Origin of the sequence: Streptomyces nymphaeiformis, from assembly GCF_014203895.1 — a bacterium.
GTDB classification, from domain to species: domain Bacteria; phylum Actinomycetota; class Actinomycetes; order Streptomycetales; family Streptomycetaceae; genus Streptomyces; species Streptomyces nymphaeiformis.
Genome location: NZ_JACHJY010000004.1, coordinates 133,874 through 149,824, shown reverse-complemented (window position 1 = coordinate 149,824; position 15,951 = coordinate 133,874). Strand labels below are relative to the sequence as shown.

Sequence of the window (15,951 nt, the reverse complement as noted above, 5' to 3'; positions counted from 1 at the left end):
CCAGGAAATTGGTTTAGACCTATGAGTGGCTTGACGTGCGGTGGCCCCTCCGTCCCGAGCGGTGGGAGAAGGGGCCACACAGTCTCACGGCCGGGGGGACCGAAAGGTTCAGGACGCGCGAGCGGCTTCGAGGCGACCGGAGGCTTCGAGACGGTCGGATGTTTCGAGCTGGCCGGAGGCTTCGAGACGGTCGGATGTTTCGAGCTGGCCGGGGGCTTCGAGGCGGTCGGACGCCTCGAGGTGGTCCGTCGGCATCACCTGGGTGAAGACGTCGTCGTAGCTGTGCACCTCGTCCGTCCCGGAGAGCAGATACGCCTGCGCCTCGCCGACGTGGAAGTACACGCCGTGCAGCGTGAGCGTGCCCTCGGCCAGCCGGCGCGCCACCGACTCGTACGCCCGCAGGTGCTCCAGCTGCTGGACCACGTTGGTCAGGCAGAGCTGCTCGACGGCGTCGGCCGGAAGGCGCCCGGAGATGCGGGCCCAGGCGTGGCGTCGGCTCGCCATCCGCTCCAGGCTGGGCCGGCCGTGGCGCAGCCAGCGGCGGAGCGGGGTCGGCGGGTCGTCCGGACTGCCGCCGAGCAGGGCCTGCATCGCGCCGCACCCGGAGTGGCCGCAGACGGTGATCGACTCGACCCGCAGCACCTCCACCGCGTACTCGATCGCCGCCGCCACCGAGTCGTCCCCGCTCTCCTCGCCGGGCAGCGGGACGAGATTGCCGACGTTGCGCACGGTGAAGAGGTCGCCGGGGCCGCTTGAGGTGATCATGCTGGTGACGAGCCGGGAGTCGGCGCAGGTCAGGAAGAGCTGCGAGGGCCGCTGCCCCTCCCGGGCGAGCCGGGCGAGCTCGTCCCGCACGAGCGGCGCGGTGTTCCGCTGGAACTTGCCGATGCCGCTCGCCAGGTGCAGCCGCGTCGTGGGCCCGGTCTCGGCGGGCGTCTCGGTGGTCGGTTCCCCGCACTGGTGGTTGTGCCAGGGCGTCCAGGGGCGGCAGCAGGGGTGCGAGGCGGAGTCGGTGACCGGCGTGGGCTCGGCGATCCGGGCGCCGGAGGGCCCGGTCGTCTCGACCGCCCCGCCGTGCGCCAGGTGCCCCGCGGTCCAGTCGCTCAGCGTCTCGTAGGCGGCGTGGTCCATGAAGGACCCGTCGAGCTCGACCACCACGTCGGAGCCCTGCGGCAGCTGGTGCAGGGCCCGGCTGAGCCGGGGCACGGCGAGGAAGGTCAGCTGGCCCCGGACGCGCAGCAGGTGGCGCCCGTCCCGCTCCTCGCGGGTGATCCGGGTGCGGGTCAGCCGGTGCAGGGCGACCGCGATGGCCACGGCGATGCCGAGGGCGACGCCTTCCAGGATGCCGACGAGGACGACGCCGGCCAGCGTCACCGCGTAGACGACCACCTCGCGGTGCCGTGTGACCGTACGGATGTGGGTGATGCTCACCATCTGGATGCCGACCACCATGACGAGGGCGGCGAGCGCGGGCAGCGGGGTCAGCTCGAGGACGGGCACGAGCAGCAGGGCCGCGAGCACGATCCACAGGCCGTGCAGCATCGTCGAGGCGCGACTCACCGCGCCCGCCGAGACGTTGGCGACGCTGCGGACCGCGACCCCGGCGACCGGGAGCCCGCCGAGCGCTCCGGAGAGCACGTTGGCCGCGCCCTGGCCGGCGAGCTCGCGGTCGAGTGCGGAGCGGGGGACGCTCCGGCCCTGGTTCCCGCCCGCGGCGGCGCGCGCGGCGACCAGCTTGTCGACCGCGACGGCCGACAGCAGCGACTGCACGCTGGTGACGAGGGTGATCGTGAGCACGCCGGCCGCGATGCCGAGGACCGGGCCCTCGGGCAGTCCGGGCAGGGCGTGGCTGCTCCAGGACGGCAGGTCCACGCGGGGCACGGCGAGTCCGGCGAGGGTGGCCGCGGCCGTGGCCCCGGCCACCGCGACGAGCGCGGCCGGGACCTTCCGTACGAGCCGCCCCGCACGGCCCGGCAGCCGCGGCCAGCCGAGCAGCACGGTCACGGTGAGGGTGCTGATGACGAGCGCGGCGGGGTGCGCGTGCGCCAACTGGGCGGGCAGGCCCAGGACGTTGGCGACGGCGGAGCTCTGCGGGGTGCCGCCGAGCACGATGTGGAGCTGGGCGAGGGCGATGGTGACGCCGATGCCGGCCAGCATGCCGTGCACGATCGCGGGCGAGACGGCGAGCGCCGAACGGGCCACGCGCAGGGCGGACAGGGCGAGTTGGGTGAGGCCGGCGAGGACGGTGATGGCACAGGTGGTGCGCCAGCCGTACCGGTGGATGAGCTCGGCGGTCACGACGGTGAGTCCGGCGGCCGGGCCGCTCACCTGGAGCGGGGAGCCGCCGAACCGGCCGGCGACGAGGCCGCCGACGGCGGCGGCCACCAGGCCGGACTGGAGCGGGGCTCCGGTGGCGAGTGCGATGCCGAGTGAGAGCGGCAGCGCGATCAGGAAGACGGCGACGGACGCGGAGAGGTCGGCGCCGGCGACGCGGAAGCGGCGGGGTCCGTCCGGCGGGCTGTGGGGCCGCTGGATCCGGGGTCGGTTGGTCGTGCGGGCGGGGGTGCAGAGGGTCATTCCCGTCTCCTCCGGGGCAGCGCGGTCGCGGCTCGTGCGGGGTGCAGCGGCGGGATTTCCGGCGAGAGCCTCCGGAGTGATTCGAGTGGAGGATCAACGCTCAGTAAATGGATCGTAATGGAGAGTAAAGACTGCGGCATTATTTTCGGGGCAAACAGGGCAATGATTCACCGGATCCGGTGACAGGGCGTGCGCATGTTGCCTGTCGTTGTCGGCCCCTGGTCCTCGCGGTGCGACGTTTACGCCGCTTGTACGGAAATCCGAGGATCTGAGGAGAGGTGCGCGGATGTCAGACGCCCGCAGAACGACCACCGTCCGGAGGAAGGCGCTCGCCGTCGGCGCCCTCACCCTCGCTCTCGCCACCGGCCTCGCCGGCTGCTCGGGATCCGACGGCACCGCCACGAAGGGCACGCCGGGCGCGGGTGCGGGCGTCGGTTCCGGCGCGAAGAAGGGTCCGGCCGCGGCCCCGCAGACGCCCCGGCTGATCGGCGACGGCTCGACCGCCTTCACCGGCGCGCAGCCCCACCAGCCGGTCTGGCACAAGCTCAAGCCCGGTGAGACCCCGCCGCAGTTCGTGGTCTTCTCGTGGGACGGCGCCGGCGAGGACAGCCAGAAGCTCTTCTCCCACTTCCGCGCGGTGGGCAAGAAGTACGACGCCACCATGACGTACTTCCTCAGCGGCGTGTACCTGCTGCCGGAGGACAAGCGGGAGCTCTACGACCCGCCGCAGCACAACGCCGGCAGCTCCGACATCGGCTTCAACGACGTCGAGGGCATCCGCGCCACCGTCCGCGAACTGCGCGGCGCGTGGCAGGAGGGCAACGAGATCGGCACCCACTTCAACGGCCACTTCTGCGGGAAGGAGGGCGGCGTCGGCAACTGGTCGGTCGACGAGTGGAAGAGCGAGATCAACCAGGCCAAGTCCTTCGTCAAGCACTGGAAGACCAACGCCGGCCTGCGCGCCGAGCAGCCGCTGCCCTTCGACTACGACAAGGAGCTCGTCGGCGCCCGCACCCCCTGCCTGGAGGGCCGGACGAACTTCGTCCGGGCGGCGGCGCAGATGGGCTTCCGCTACGACACCAGCGGCGTCAACGACCAGATCTGGCCCAAGAAGGACCTGGGCCTGTGGGACCTGTCGATGCAGCTCGTGCCCGTCCCGGGCCGCGCCTTCCAGACCCTGTCCATGGACTACAACTTCCTGGTGAACCAGTCGGGTACGACCCAGGGCGACCCCTCCCAGCACCGCTACTGGGGCGACCAGATGCGCGACGGCCTGGTGCAGGCCTTCGAGCGCTCCTACCGGGGCAACCGCGCGCCGCTGATCATCGGCAACCACTTCGAGTCCTGGAACGGCGGCACGTACATGCGGGCCGTCGAGGAGACCATCGCCACCGTCTGCGTGCAGAGGGACGTCAAGTGCGTGTCCTTCCGCCAGCTCGCCGACTGGCTCGACGCCCAGGACCCGGACGTCATCGCCAAGATGCGCACCCTGAAGGTCGGCGAGGCCCCGGCGGCCGGCTGGAAGGCCTTCCTGGCCCCCGAGCCGGCCACCCCGGCGGCCGCCGGAGCACAGGGCGTCAAGCCGGCTGAACGGCGCTGAGTCCTTCGGTCAGTACGAAATCGGGGTCGACCTGCGCCGCCAGGTCGGCCCCGGTCTTGGCGTTGCCCCAGCTCTCCGCGTTGCGCAGGTGGAAGTGGACCATCTGGCGCGTGTAGCGCTCCCAGTCGCGGTGGGCGTACGAGTCGTCCGCCGCGTCCTGGAGGGCCTGGAGCGACATGCGGTTCTCCGCCTCCAGGAGCTCGAAACGGGGCGGGCGGCCCTTCTCCATCGCGCGGACCCAGTCCGAGTGGCCCACCGTCACGAGCAGGTCCTCGCCGACCTCCTCGCGCAGGAAGTCCAGGTCGTCCTGGCCCTGCACCTTGTTGCCGACGACCTTGAGCGCGACACCGAAGTCCCGCGCGTACTCCTTGTACTGGCGGTAGACCGAGACGCCCTTGCGGGTCGGCTCGGCGACCAGGAAGGTCATGTCGAAGCGGGTGAAGAGGCCGGACGCGAAGGAGTCCGAACCCGCCGTCATGTCGACGACCACGTACTCGTCGACCCCGTCGACCAGGTGGTTGAGGCAGAGCTCCACCGCGCCGACCTTCGAGTGGTAGCAGGAGACCCCGAGGTCCGACTCGGTGAACGGCCCGGTCGCCATCAGTCGGATCTCGCCGTCGTCGAGCGCGACCGGACGCGCGCACGCCTCGTACACCGGGTTGTCCTCGCGCACCCGCAGCAGCCGCGAACCCTCCCCGGGCGGCGTCGTCTTGATCATCGTGTCGGCGGAGGCGATCCGTGGATTGCTGCCCCGCAGGTACTCCTTGATGAGCGGCAGATGCGCGCCCATCGCGGGCAGCGCGGCGGCCTCCGCCTCGGGCAGACCGAGCGCGGCGCCCAGGTGCTGGTTGATGTCGGCGTCGACGGCGACGACCGGCGCTTCGTTGGCGGCGAGGTGGCGGATGAAGAGCGAGGACAGCGTGGTCTTGCCGCTGCCGCCCTTCCCCACGAAAGCGATCTTCATGTTCACCTAGGGTAGTGGCACGATCGCTACCCGTGGTCAAGCTGCGTGAAGAAGACCACTCCAACGTGGGGCGGGCCCCCAGGGCGCGTAGCCTCCCTACTTATGAGTACGCACGCCTCTGACCCCTTGGCCGCCCTCGGCTCCCTGCCGGGCGTCGCCGAAGCGGTGGACTCCGTACGCAAGGCCGTCGACCGGGTCTACGGCCACCGCGTGATGCGCCGCCGCAGCAACGAGATCTCCTCCGAGGCGGCCCTGCGCGGCGCGCGCGGCTCGGCTGCCCTGTCCGGGGCCGACTGGGCCCTGGAAGAGGTCCGCCGGCGCACCGACTTCAGCGCCGACGCCGAGGCCCGCACCGTCGGTGCCGCCCTGCGCCTCGGCGCCGAGGCCGGGCAGCTGCTCTCCATCTGGCGCCAGTCGCCGCTGCGCGTGCTCGCCCGGCTGCACCTGGTCGCCGCCGGCGACACGGGCGCCCCGGCCGGCACGGGCGCCCTGGCCGGCACCGGCGTGGCCGACTCCGTGGGCCGACCCCGCCTGGACGGCGAGACGGTCGACGAACCGCTCATCGGCGCCCCGCTGCCGACGCCCGCCGAGGTCGCGGGCCGACTCGACGGCCTCGCCGAACTGATCGTCGCGGGCAGCGAGGCCCCCGCGCTCGTGACCGCCTCCGTGGTCCACGGCGAACTGCTCGCGCTGCGCCCCTTCACCTCGTACAACGGCCTGGTCGCCCGGGCGGCCGAGCGGATCGCGCTGGTCGGCAGCGGACTCGACCCGAAGGCCGTCTGCCCGGCCGAGGTCGGCCACGCGGAACAGGGGCGGGCCGCCTACCTCGCCGCGTTCGAGGGGTACCTGTCGGGCACCCCGGAGGGCGTCGGCGCCTGGATCGCCCACTGCGGCCGCTCGGTCGAACTGGGCGTCCGCGAGTCCACGGCCGTCTGCGAGGCCCTCCAGCGCGGCGCCGCCTGAGCCCCCGACCCCACCCGGCCTTTCGGGGGCACATGGGGCGTGGGCCTCATGTGCAGGGGTGCGGCCGGGACTGGTGAGGCGCGGCCGGGTCCGGTGAGGCGGAGCCGGGTCTGGTGGGGCGCGATCGCGTCCGGAGATGGTCCGCGACCGCTTCCGGAAACGAGGCGGGCCGCCTCTGGAAACCAGGCCGGGTCAAGCCCGGAAATGCGGCGTGGCCGGTGCCGGAAATGGGTTGCGGCGGCACCAGTCCTGGTACCGCCGCTGGCACGTCCACCCAGTTACCAAGCGTCCTCGATATGTGCCCATCAGGCCGGGAACTTTGCCCGTGGCCTGGTGCGGCTGGCCCGTAATCGACGGGTCGACGTCGCGTGGGTGCCCGGTTTCAGTGCTAGGTCCGTGGGGCCTTCATGCTCAACAGGTGATCCTCTCGGATGTCCTCGGTCTCGCGGGCCTGATTCCTTTCTACTCCTGTCCGGGGGGAAGCGAAAGTGGTGGATCCGCTTCTCCGTCGATTGCTCAAATCCGGGCAAAGTCGCCGGCGAGCTGCTGGGCGAGGGCGGCCTGCCGGCGCCGGGCCGCGTACCAGACGAGTCCGGCCCCGACGGCTGCCGCTCCCACCGCCGCCGCGGCGACGAGCGTGGGGCGGGGCGGCATCCGGAATTCGGGCAGCCGCTGCTTGAGGCGCACCGGCTTGTCGAAGGCGAGAACCGGCCACTCCCGCGCCACGGCCTCACGGCGCAGCGTCCGGTCGGGGTTGACCGTGTACGGGTGACCGACGGCCTCCAGCATGGGGATGTCGGTCGCCGAATCGCTGTACGCGTAGCAGCGCGAAAGGTCGTAGCCCTCCGACTCCGCGAGCTCCCGGACCGCCTCCGCCTTCGTCGGCCCGTAAGCGTAGTACTCCACCTCTCCGGTGAAGCATCCGTCCTCGCCGACCACCATTCGGGTGGCGACGACCCGATCGGCACCGAGCATCTCGCCGATCGGCTCGACCACCTCGGCACCGGAGGTGGAGACGATCACGACGTCGCGGCCGGCGGCGTGGTGTTCCTCGATGAGGGAGGCGGCCTCGTCGTAGATGATCGGGTCGATCAGATCGTGAAGGGTCTCGGCGACGAGCTCCTTCACCTGGGCGACGTTCCAGCCTTTGCAGAGCGCGGAAAGATATTCACGCATCCGCTCCATCTGGTCGTGATCGGCTCCGCCCGCCAGGAAGACGAACTGGATGTAGGCCGTCCGCAGGGCGGCGCGGCGGCTGATCAGTCCGCCCCGGTAGAAGGACTTGCTGAAGGTCAGCGTCGATGACTTCGCAATGACCGTCTTGTCCAGGTCAAAGAAGGCGGCTGTGCGCGGCAAGGAGTGGTTTTCCACAAGCCCGAGCATAGGTGCCCGCCATTCGGCGTACGCTGGGGCGCGTGGGTTTGCCTGAGAAGGCTCTCGGGTACACCATGGAAGTCACGGATCGTTCGCGACCGTGCTAACCCGGTCCGGCTCCTCCCCCCCCGAGTCGGCCGGAGAGACGACCCCCGCTCTCCCCCCCGGCGGGGGTCGTCGCATGTCCGGAGCCGTTTCGGCCCTGTGCGCCATCGCTTGCTCCCTTCCTTCCGTTCATCGGTCATGAGTGGACCGGGGCCCCGCCCGGCTCTCGATCCATCACTCACAGTAATCGGCGGACTGCGTTCCGGACAGTCCCCGTAGGAGTGGCGAAGTTATTCACAGCCCCCCGCTTATCCACAGTTTTTCGGTGAGATCGGCACGATTTCCAGGGCGGCCCCACGGTGATTCCTGTCGCGAAGTTCGCGGACACGAGGAATCACGAGAGGGGTGTGCGTCGTGGAGACATCCAGCACTTCCGGGACCAGGGGTACGACACACGGCTCGGCGCCGTGGGGACGGGAGCCGTGGGGGCCGGAGTCGTGGAGGGGCGGGCCGTGGAGGACCGGGTCGCGGGCAGCCGGCTCGCCACGGGCGGACGGACTGAGCGCGGACGGACCGGGGTCGAACGGACCGGAGCCGGATGAGACGGGGAGGGAGGTGACGGGGGCGGGCGGGCCGCGGCGGGCCGGGCCGCTGATCGTGACCGAGGACCTCGGGCTGCTCGACGACCTCCTGCGGCTGTGCGCCGCCGCCGGCGTCGAGCCCGAGGTCGACCACCGGGTGCCGGAGCGGCGGGCGAGCTGGACCGATCCGCCCCTCGTCCTGGTCGGTGACGACGTCGCGGCCCGCTGCCGGGGAGCGGTGCGGCGCCCCGGGACCCTCCTCGTCGGGCGTGACCGGGACGATCCGGAGCTGTGGCGGATGGCCGTCGAGATCGGCGCCGAGAGCGTGCTGAGCCTCCCGGGCGCCGAGAGCCTCCTCGTCGACCGCCTCGCCGACGCGGCCGAAGGAGTGGGCAGGGCGGCACTGACCGTCGGTGTCGTCGGCGGCCGGGGCGGCGCGGGGGCCTCCACCCTCGCCTGCGGTCTCGCGCTGGCCGCCGCGCGGGCCGGACACCGCACGCTGCTGGTGGACGGCGACCCGCTGGGCGGAGGGCTCGACGTGTTGCTCGGCGGGGAGCGCGAGGAGGGCAGGCGATGGCCCGACTTCGCCGCTTCGAAGGGCCGCCTGGCCGGCGGCGCCCTGGAGGAGTCCCTGCCGTCGGTGCGCGGGGTCCGGGTGCTCAGCTGGGGCAGGGACGCGGCGGCGCCGGTGCCGCCCGGGGCCGTGCGGTCCGTGCTCGCCGCCGCGCGGCGCCGGGGCGGGGCCGTCGTGGTCGACCTGCCGCGCGGGAGCGACCCGTCGGTCACCGAGGCCCTGGCCCAGCTTGACCTCGGACTGCTCGTCGTCCCGGGGGAGTTGCGGGCCGTCGCGGCCGCCCACCGGATGGTCTCGGCGATCGGGCCGGTCGTCCGCGACCTGCGCGCCGTGGTCCGCGGTCCGTACGCGGCGGGGCTCGACGAGAGGTGGGTCGCCGACGCGCTGCGACTGCCGCTCGCCGGTGAACTCCCCTACGACCCGGGGATCGTGGCCGACCAGGACGCGGGAGTGCCGCCGGGCGCCGAGCCCCGGGGCCCCCTCGGCCGGTTCTGCACCGCTTTCTGGGAGCACGCCGGCGGTGAGGCGTGACCGGGGCGGGGGGCGCCGCCCGGGGCGCGGTCGGCGGTGCGGAGGGTGCCGAGCTGCTCGATGCCGTGCGGCAGCGGCTCGCGGCGAGCGGGGCCGAGCCCACTCCGGCGCGCGTGGCGGCGGCGTTGCGGGCCCAGGGGCGGCTGCTCGGCGACGCGGAAGTGCTCGGCGCGGCCGAGGCGTTGAGGTGCGAGCTGATCGGCACCGGTCCGCTGGAGCCGCTGCTCGCCGACCCGGCGGTCACCGACGTCCTGGTCTCCGCGCCCGACGAGGTGTGGGTGGACCGGGGCACCGGTCTCGAACGGGCCCCGGTGTCCTTCCCCGACGCGGCAGCCGTCCGCCGCCTCGCACAACGGCTCGCGGCGGTGGCCGGGCGCAGGCTCGACGACGCCCGGCCCTGGGTCGACGCCCGGCTCCCCGACGGCACCCGGATGCACGCGGTGCTGCCGCCGGTCGCGGTCGGCTCGACCTGCCTGTCGCTGCGCGTGGTCCGCCCCCGTGCCTTCTCCCTGGAGGAGCTGGTCGCGGCCGGCACCGTGCCGCCGGGCGGTGCCCCGATCCTGCGGGCCCTGATCGACGCCCGCGTGTCGTACCTCGTCAGCGGCGGCACCGGGACGGGCAAGACCACGCTCCTCGCCTCGCTCCTGGGGCTCGTGGGGGAGCGGGAGCGGATCGTGCTCGCCGAGGACTCGGCGGAGCTGAGGCCGGACCACCCGCACGTCGTGCGCCTGGAGGCCCGGCCCGCGAACCAGGAGGGAGCCGGGCTCGTGACCCTGCGGGACCTGGTCCGCCAGGCGCTGCGGATGCGTCCCGACCGGCTGGTGGTCGGCGAGGTCAGGGGCGGCGAGGCGGTGGACCTGCTGGCCGCCCTGAACACCGGCCATGACGGCGGCTCCGGGACGGTCCACGCCAACACGGCGGCGGACGTCCCGGCGCGCCTCGAAGCCCTGGGCACGGCGGCCGGGCTCGACCGGGCCGCCCTGCACAGCCAGCTGGGCGCGGGCCTGTCCGTCGTCCTGCACGTCGTACGGGACCGGGACGGGCGACGGCGGATCGCCGAGGCGCACGTCCTGGAGCGGGACCGGGACGGCCTGGTCCGGACGGTTCCGGCGCTGCGGTGGGGCGCGGCCGGATTCGAGCGGGAGCGGGGCTGGGAGCGACTGAGGTCGCTGATCGGAGGGGGATCGCGGTGACGGGTGACCTGGTGCCGGTACGAAGCGCGGCACACGGGGCGGCGGCGCTCTGCACGGTGTTCGCCCTGTGGTGGACGGCCCAGCGGCGGCGCGGTGCGGGCCGGGCGCGCGCGGTGCTCGCGGACGGAGTCCCCGGCGGGCTCGGCGGCCGGGAGTGGCCGACGGTCGCCGCGCGGTGGTGGGCCGTGCTGCGCGGGCGGCGCGCGTGGCTGTGTCTGCCGGTGGCGGGAGTTCTCGCTCTCCTCGGCGAGTCACCGCTGCCGCTGGTGGCGGGGGCGCTCGCGGTGCCCCTGGTGGGACGGCGGCTGCGGGCCTCCGAGCGCACGAAGGAACGGGATGCGTGGGCCGAGCGGGTGGTGGCCCTGTGCGGGGCCGTCGTCGGCGAGTTGAGAGCCGGATGGCAGCCCGCGCAGGCGCTGTCCTTCGCGGCCCGGGAGACGGGCGCGCTCGGTGCCGCGGAGGCGCCGGTCCTCGCGGCGGCCCGGTTCGGCGGCGATGTGCCGGAGGCGCTGCGGCGGGCGGCCCGACAGGACGGTGCCGACGGCCTCGCGGGCATGGCGGCCTGCTGGCAGGTGGCCGTGGACGGCGGCGCGGGTCTGGCCGACGGGCTCGACCGGCTGGAGGCCGCCCTCCGGGACCACCGCGAGCAGCGCGACCGCCTGCGGGCCGAACTGGCCGGCGCCTGGGCCACGGTGACGGTGCTCGCCCTGCTCCCCGCCGCCGGACTCGCCCTCGGTGCCGCTCTGGGCGCGCACCCGCTGCGGGTGCTGCTGCACACACCGGCCGGCCTCGGCTGTCTGGCCGTCGGCGGGGCGCTGGAGGCGGCTGGGCTGTGGTGGGCCGCGCGGATCGTACGGGGAGGGGAGCGGGCGTGATCCGGGAAGCGGTTCACCACGTTCCGGCCGGCGTTCGAGAGGCGGGCCTTCCACTCCTGGCCGCGGTCCTGTGCGCGCAGGTCGTCCTGGAGGTGCTGCGCGGACTGCGGGCGCGCCGGACGCGGCGGCGGGCGGGTTCCCTCGTCGAGGGCCCGGAACCGCGCCCTCGGAAGGCCCGTGGCGGGGTGCCGTTGTGGATGGGGCGCTGGTTGCTGCCCCTGGTGGGTGTCGGCGTCGGCTGGGTGCTGTTCGGCGGCGTGGGCGGGCTGTGCGCCGGGGCCCTGGTGGCCGTCGGCATGAGACGGAGAGCGGCGCGGCGGGTCTCGCAGCCGACCGGCGATGAGAAGGAGGCGGTGCGCCACCTTCCGCTCGCGGCCGATCTGTTGGCGGCCTGTGCCGCCTCCGGAGCCGGGCCTGGCGAGGCGGCGGAGGCGGTGGGCCGGTCGCTGGGCGGCCCGCTCGGCGAGCGCCTGACCCGTACGGCTGCCGAGCTGCGGTTGGGCGGCGAACCGGCCGAGGTGTGGGGGAGGTTCGGCGCGATACCGGGTGCCGAAGGGCTGGCCCGCTGCATGGAGCGGGCCGGTTCCTCGGGAGCGCCGGCGGCGGAGGCCGTCGCCCGGCACGCGGCCGCCCTGCGCGCGGCCCGCGCCCGAGCGGCGGCGGCCGGGGCGCGTCGGGCACAGGTGCTGATCAGCGCGCCGGTGGGGCTCTGCTTCCTGCCCGCCTTCCTGGCGGTGGGCGTGGCCCCGGTGGTGATCGGCCTCGCGGCGGGGCTGCTGGGCGGATGAACGAGACGACAGGGCCCGACAGGGCACGAGACGACGAGAGGCGACGAGAGATGACGAGGCACGACGACATGGCGGAGCACGGCGAGGTACGGCGGGACGAGACGGGACGGGATCTGGAGGTCGGTGGGGCGGCCCGGGTGGGGTCGGCCGGTCGGTGGAGGGCACGGCGGGCGGCGGCGCGCCGGGACGAGGGGATGACCACGTCCGAGTACGCGGTGGGGACGATCGCCGCGGCGGCGTTCGCCGCGGTGCTCTACAAGATCGTGACCAGCGGGGCGGTCTCGGGGGCGTTGGAGTCGGTGATTGGGAAGGCACTCGATGCGCCGTTCTGACCGGGGTTTCGTGACGGTGGAGGCGGCGATGGTCCTGCCCGTCCTCGCGCTGTTCACGGTGACGCTGCTGTGGGCGCTGGCCGCGGCCGCCGCGCAGATCCGGTGCGTGGACGCGGCACGGGCGGGGGCGAGGGCGGCGGCCCGTTCGGAGCCGGTGGCCTCCGCCGAGGCGGCCGCCCGGGCCGCCGCGCCCGAGGGGGCCCGGGTGTCGGTGGTGAGGGAGGGCGAGCTGTGGCGCGTGACGGTGGAGGCGTCGGCCCCGGGCCCCCGGGGCATGGGCGTCACCCTGAGGGCCGACGCGTCGGCCCTCGCGGAGGACACGCTGGGCGGGGGCACGCCGTGACGGGCGGCGAGCGCCGGGACGTCCCCGCCTGGGGTACGGGCTCCGACCGTCGAGGCGTTCCCGGCGTGGGTGCGGGTGTCAGGCGTAGGGGCGTCCCCGGCCGGGGTGCGGGTGCCAGATGCCGGGACGTCCTCGGCCTGGGTGCGGGTGCCAGGCGTCGGCAGCCCCGCCGGCCCGGTGCCGAGCGTCACTGCGTCCCGCGGCGGGGCGCGCGTGGGGATCGGGGGTTCGCGACGGTGTGGGGTGCGTTTGCGGCCTGTGTGGTGTGTGTGGTGTTCGGGGTGGTGCTTGCGCTCGGGCAGGCGGTGGCGGCCCGGCACCGGGCCGGCGGGGCCGCCGACCTGGCCGCCCTCGCCGCCGCCGACCGGGCCCTGTGGGGCGAGGCCGAGGCGTGCGCCGCCGCCTCGCGGGTGGCCGTCGCGCAGGGCGCGGAGCTGGCGCGGTGTGCCGTGCGGGGCGAGGTCGCCGAGGTGACCGCGCGGGTCGTGCGCGGTCCGTACCGGCCGGAGGTCAGGTCGCGGGCGGGCCCTCCGGGGCGGGCTCCGACGCCGGAGGAGGCCCTTGCTCTGGAGGGGGCTCCGTCGCCGGGCGGTGCCCCGGGGCTGGAGGGGTCTCCGTTGCCGGGTGGGGTCCCGGGGCAGGCGGGGGCTCCGTTGCCGGGCGGGGTCCCGGCTCCGGTGGGGGCTCCGTCGCCGGGCCGGGTGCCGGGGCCGGAGAGGTTTCCGGGGCCTCCCTCAGGAGTTCCGTGAGGAGGCGGACCGCGCCGCGCTTGTGGAGCGGATCGTTGCCGTTGCCGCACTTGGGGGACTGGATGCAGGAGGGGCAGCCCGCCTCGCACTCGCAGGAGGCGATGGCCTCCCGGGTGGCCTTCAGCCAGGCGCGGGCGGTGTGGAAGGCGCGCTCGGCGAATCCCGCGCCGCCCGGGTGCCCGTCGTACACGAAGACGGTGGGCAGCAGGGTGTCGGGATGGAGCGGTACGGACACGCCGCCGATGTCCCAGCGGTCGCAAGTGGCGAAGAGCGGCAGCATCCCGATGGAGGCGTGCTCGGCGGCGTGCAGGGCGCCGCCGAGGATCTCCGGGGTGATCCGGGCGGCGTCGAGCTGGTCCTCGGTGACCGTCCACCACACCGCGCGGGTGCGCAGGGTGCGGGGCGGCAGGTCGAGCTTGGTCTCGCCCAGCACCTCGCCGGTGATCAGACGGCGGCGGAGGAAGGAGACGACCTGGTTGGTGACCTCGACGGAGCCGTAGCAGAGGCGGCCGGCTCCCCAGGGGATCTCGGTGTCGGTTTCGAGCACGGCGATGGAGGTGGTGTCACGGGCGGTGGTGGAGTACGGCGGGACGGCCTCCTCGACGAGGGCGACGGAGTCCTTGAGGTCGAGCTCCCGCACCAGGTAGGTGCGGCCCTGGTGGAGGTGGACGGCGCCCTCGTGGACGGCGGTGTGGGAGGCGGCCTCGTCGACCGTGCCGAGGAGGCGGCCGGTGCCGGCCTCGACGATCCGGACGGGGCTGCCGCCGCCGCCCCGGATGTCGGTGAGGTCGGCGGCCCGCTCGCGGCGGGTCCAGTACCAGCCGGTGGAGCGGCGGCGCAGCAGCCCGGCCGCTTCCAGCTGGGGCAGCAGGCCGGGGGCGGCCGGGCCGAAGAGGGCCAGGTCCGGCTCGGTCAGCGGGAGCTCCGCCGCGGCGGCGCACAGATGGGGGGCGAGGACGTAGGGGTTGTCGGGGTCCAGGACGGTCGTCTCGACCGGCTGCTCGAAGATCGCCTCCGGGTGGTGGACGAGGAAGGTGTCCAGCGGGTCGTCCCGGGCGACCAGGATCGCGAGGGCGCCCTCACCCGAACGGCCGGCGCGGCCCGCCTGCTGCCACAGGGAGGCCCGGGTGCCCGGGTAGCCGGCGATCAGGACGGCGTCCAGGCCTGAGACGTCCACGCCCAGCTCCAGGGCGGTCGTGGCGGCCAGGCCGAGGAGCTCGCCGGAGTGCAGGGCCCGCTCCAGGGCGCGGCGCTCCTCGGGCAGGTAGCCGCCCCGGTAGGCGGCGACGCGGCGGGCGAGCGCCCGGTCGGTCTCGGCCAGCCGTTCCTGGGCGATCACCGAGATCAGCTCGGCGCCGCGCCGGGAGCGGACGAAGGCGACCGAGCGGACGCCCTGCCGGGTCAGGTCGGTCAGCAGGTCCGCGGTCTCGGCGGTCGCGGTGCGGCGCACGGGCGCGCCGCGCTCGCCGTGCAGCTCGGTCAGCGGCGGCTCCCAGAGGGCGAAGACGAGCTCGCCGCGCGGGGAGGCGTCGTCGGAGACCTCGGTGACCGGCAGGCCGGTGAGGCGGCCGGCGGCCAGCGCCGGTTCGGCGGAGGTGGCCGAGGCGAGGAGGAAGACGGGTTCGGAGCCGTACCGGGCGCAGACGCGGCGCAGACGGCGCAGCACCTGGGCGACGTGGGAGCCGAAGACGCCCCGGTAGGTGTGGCACTCGTCGATCACGACGTAGCGCAGGGAGCGCAGGAAGGAGGACCACCTGGGGTGGGAGGGGAGTATGCCCCGGTGCAGCATGTCGGGGTTGGTCAGCACGTGGTTCGCGTACTGCCGGACCCATTCGCGTTCCTCGACCGGCGTGTCGCCGTCGTAGACGGCGGGGCGGATCCGGTTGCCGAGCGGGGCGGCCAGTTCCCGCACGGCGCGCCGCTGGTCGGCCGCGAGGGCCTTGGTGGGCGCCAGGTAGAGGGCGGTGGCACCGCGGCCGTTCGGGGCCTCCGAGCCGTCCAGGAGGGTGCTGAGGACCGGGGCGAGGTAGGCGAGCGACTTGCCCGAGGCGGTTCCCGTGGCGATCACCACGGACTCGCCGTCCAGGGCGTGCTCGGCGGCCTCCGCCTGGTGCGCCCAGGGGTGCTCGATCCCGGCCGCCTCGATCGCCGCGATCACCTCCGGACGGATGCGGTGCGGCCAGACGGCATGGCGGCCCTCCCGGGCGGGCATGTGCTCCGTATGAGTGATGCGCGCGGACCGGCTCTCGCCCGAGGAGAGCCGGTCGAGGACCGTGCCGGGAGAGGGGCGGCTGCCCGTTTCCCCGGCGGGACGACGGGGGCGGTGATTCTTGGCCATCGGCACCGAGTGTGTCACTGCCATGACGGACAATGCTTCCAAGGCGTCGTGCATGGCTGCTGGTAAGTGATTGAATGCCATTGCGGCTGGCGTTCCGTTCCTCGGCTCCGCCCCGGAGACCCGA

The 15,951-nt window shown here is 74.3% G+C and carries 12 protein-coding genes and 1 pseudogene; 9 read left to right on the top strand and 4 right to left on the bottom strand.

Annotated features, from left to right (window positions below; all coding sequences use genetic code 11):
* Positions 1 to 108: 108 nt before the first annotated feature.
* Positions 109 to 2,577: a SulP family inorganic anion transporter gene (locus GGE06_RS14700; RefSeq protein ID WP_246532567.1), complete on the bottom strand. Its 2,469-nt coding sequence runs from the start codon at positions 2,575 to 2,577 to the stop codon at positions 109 to 111.
* Positions 2,578 to 2,863: 286 nt separating this feature from the next.
* On the opposite strand from GGE06_RS14700, the gene GGE06_RS14695 reads away from it, so the two are divergent.
* Positions 2,864 to 4,177, top strand: coding sequence for a polysaccharide deacetylase family protein (locus tag GGE06_RS14695; RefSeq protein ID WP_116160255.1), 1,314 nt, complete (start codon positions 2,864 to 2,866; stop codon positions 4,175 to 4,177).
* On the opposite strand, the gene GGE06_RS14690 is transcribed toward GGE06_RS14695, so the two are convergent.
* On the bottom strand, positions 4,155 to 5,141 hold the full coding sequence (locus GGE06_RS14690; RefSeq protein ID WP_116160256.1) for an ATP-binding protein: 987 nt from the start codon (positions 5,139 to 5,141) through the stop codon (positions 4,155 to 4,157). The two genes, GGE06_RS14695 and GGE06_RS14690, sit on opposite strands and share 23 nt — an antisense overlap.
* A 102-nt stretch (positions 5,142 to 5,243) precedes the next feature.
* Here GGE06_RS14690 and GGE06_RS14685 point away from each other — a divergent pair, with 102 nt between their 5' ends.
* Entirely contained in the window at positions 5,244 to 6,104 is an 861-nt protein-coding gene (locus tag GGE06_RS14685; RefSeq protein ID WP_184931040.1) for a Fic family protein, read from the top strand.
* Between the two features lie 516 nt (positions 6,105 to 6,620).
* Here GGE06_RS14685 and GGE06_RS14680 read toward each other — a convergent pair.
* Entirely contained in the window at positions 6,621 to 7,487 is an 867-nt protein-coding gene (locus tag GGE06_RS14680; protein WP_116160258.1) for an HAD family hydrolase, read from the bottom strand.
* A 651-nt stretch (positions 7,488 to 8,138) separates the two neighbouring features.
* Here GGE06_RS14680 and ssd point away from each other — a divergent pair.
* From ssd to GGE06_RS44070, 7 genes and pseudogenes are all read left to right on the top strand, one after another.
* On the top strand, positions 8,139 to 9,209 hold the full coding sequence (ssd, locus tag GGE06_RS14675; protein ID WP_312883141.1) for a septum site-determining protein Ssd: 1,071 nt from the start codon (positions 8,139 to 8,141) through the stop codon (positions 9,207 to 9,209).
* Positions 9,206 to 10,402: a TadA family conjugal transfer-associated ATPase gene (locus GGE06_RS14670; protein ID WP_184931039.1), complete on the top strand. Its 1,197-nt coding sequence runs from the start codon at positions 9,206 to 9,208 to the stop codon at positions 10,400 to 10,402. Before ssd ends, GGE06_RS14670 begins: the two co-directional genes overlap by 4 nt.
* Positions 10,399 to 11,277, top strand: coding sequence for a type II secretion system F family protein (locus GGE06_RS14665; protein ID WP_312883140.1), 879 nt, complete (start codon positions 10,399 to 10,401; stop codon positions 11,275 to 11,277). The genes GGE06_RS14670 and GGE06_RS14665 overlap by 4 nt, the downstream gene beginning before the upstream one ends.
* Positions 11,274 to 12,065 (top strand): type II secretion system F family protein, encoded by a 792-nt coding sequence (locus tag GGE06_RS14660; RefSeq protein WP_376773544.1) that lies wholly within the window; start codon positions 11,274 to 11,276, stop codon positions 12,063 to 12,065. The genes GGE06_RS14665 and GGE06_RS14660 overlap by 4 nt, the downstream gene beginning before the upstream one ends.
* Positions 12,062 to 12,397: a DUF4244 domain-containing protein gene (locus GGE06_RS14655; RefSeq protein WP_246532566.1), complete on the top strand. Its 336-nt coding sequence runs from the start codon at positions 12,062 to 12,064 to the stop codon at positions 12,395 to 12,397. Before GGE06_RS14660 ends, GGE06_RS14655 begins: the two co-directional genes overlap by 4 nt.
* The gene (locus tag GGE06_RS14650; RefSeq protein ID WP_221518115.1) at positions 12,384 to 12,740 is read left to right on the top strand and encodes a TadE family type IV pilus minor pilin; all 357 of its coding nucleotides are present in this window, start codon (positions 12,384 to 12,386) and stop codon (positions 12,738 to 12,740) included. The genes GGE06_RS14655 and GGE06_RS14650 overlap by 14 nt, the downstream gene beginning before the upstream one ends.
* Positions 12,629 to 13,210, top strand: a pseudogene (locus tag GGE06_RS44070) (Rv3654c family TadE-like protein); the annotation flags it as partial. The gene GGE06_RS14650 and the pseudogene GGE06_RS44070, both read left to right, overlap by 112 nt.
* A 40-nt stretch (positions 13,211 to 13,250) precedes the next feature.
* On the opposite strand, the gene GGE06_RS14640 reads toward GGE06_RS44070, so the two are convergent.
* Positions 13,251 to 15,908, bottom strand: a complete 2,658-nt coding sequence (locus GGE06_RS14640) for a DNA 3'-5' helicase SftH (RefSeq protein ID WP_246532565.1) — start codon at positions 15,906 to 15,908, stop codon at positions 13,251 to 13,253.
* Positions 15,909 to 15,951: the final 43 nt, after the last annotated feature.

What these genes read in the sequence shown, in the direction of transcription:
- GGE06_RS14700 (WP_246532567.1), bottom strand. Translation starts at nt 2,577, where the DNA reads ATGACCCTCTGCACCCCCGCCCGCACGACCAACCGACCCCGGATCCAG.
- GGE06_RS14695 (WP_116160255.1), top strand. Translation starts at nt 2,864, where the DNA reads ATGTCAGACGCCCGCAGAACGACCACCGTCCGGAGGAAGGCGCTCGCC.
- GGE06_RS14690 (WP_116160256.1), bottom strand. Translation starts at nt 5,141, where the DNA reads ATGAAGATCGCTTTCGTGGGGAAGGGCGGCAGCGGCAAGACCACGCTG.
- GGE06_RS14685 (WP_184931040.1), top strand. Translation starts at nt 5,244, where the DNA reads ATGAGTACGCACGCCTCTGACCCCTTGGCCGCCCTCGGCTCCCTGCCG.
- GGE06_RS14680 (WP_116160258.1), bottom strand. Translation starts at nt 7,487, where the DNA reads ATGCTCGGGCTTGTGGAAAACCACTCCTTGCCGCGCACAGCCGCCTTC.
- GGE06_RS14655 (WP_246532566.1), top strand. Translation starts at nt 12,062, where the DNA reads ATGAACGAGACGACAGGGCCCGACAGGGCACGAGACGACGAGAGGCGA.
- GGE06_RS14650 (WP_221518115.1), top strand. Translation starts at nt 12,384, where the DNA reads ATGCGCCGTTCTGACCGGGGTTTCGTGACGGTGGAGGCGGCGATGGTC.
- GGE06_RS14640 (WP_246532565.1), bottom strand. Translation starts at nt 15,908, where the DNA reads ATGGCATTCAATCACTTACCAGCAGCCATGCACGACGCCTTGGAAGCA.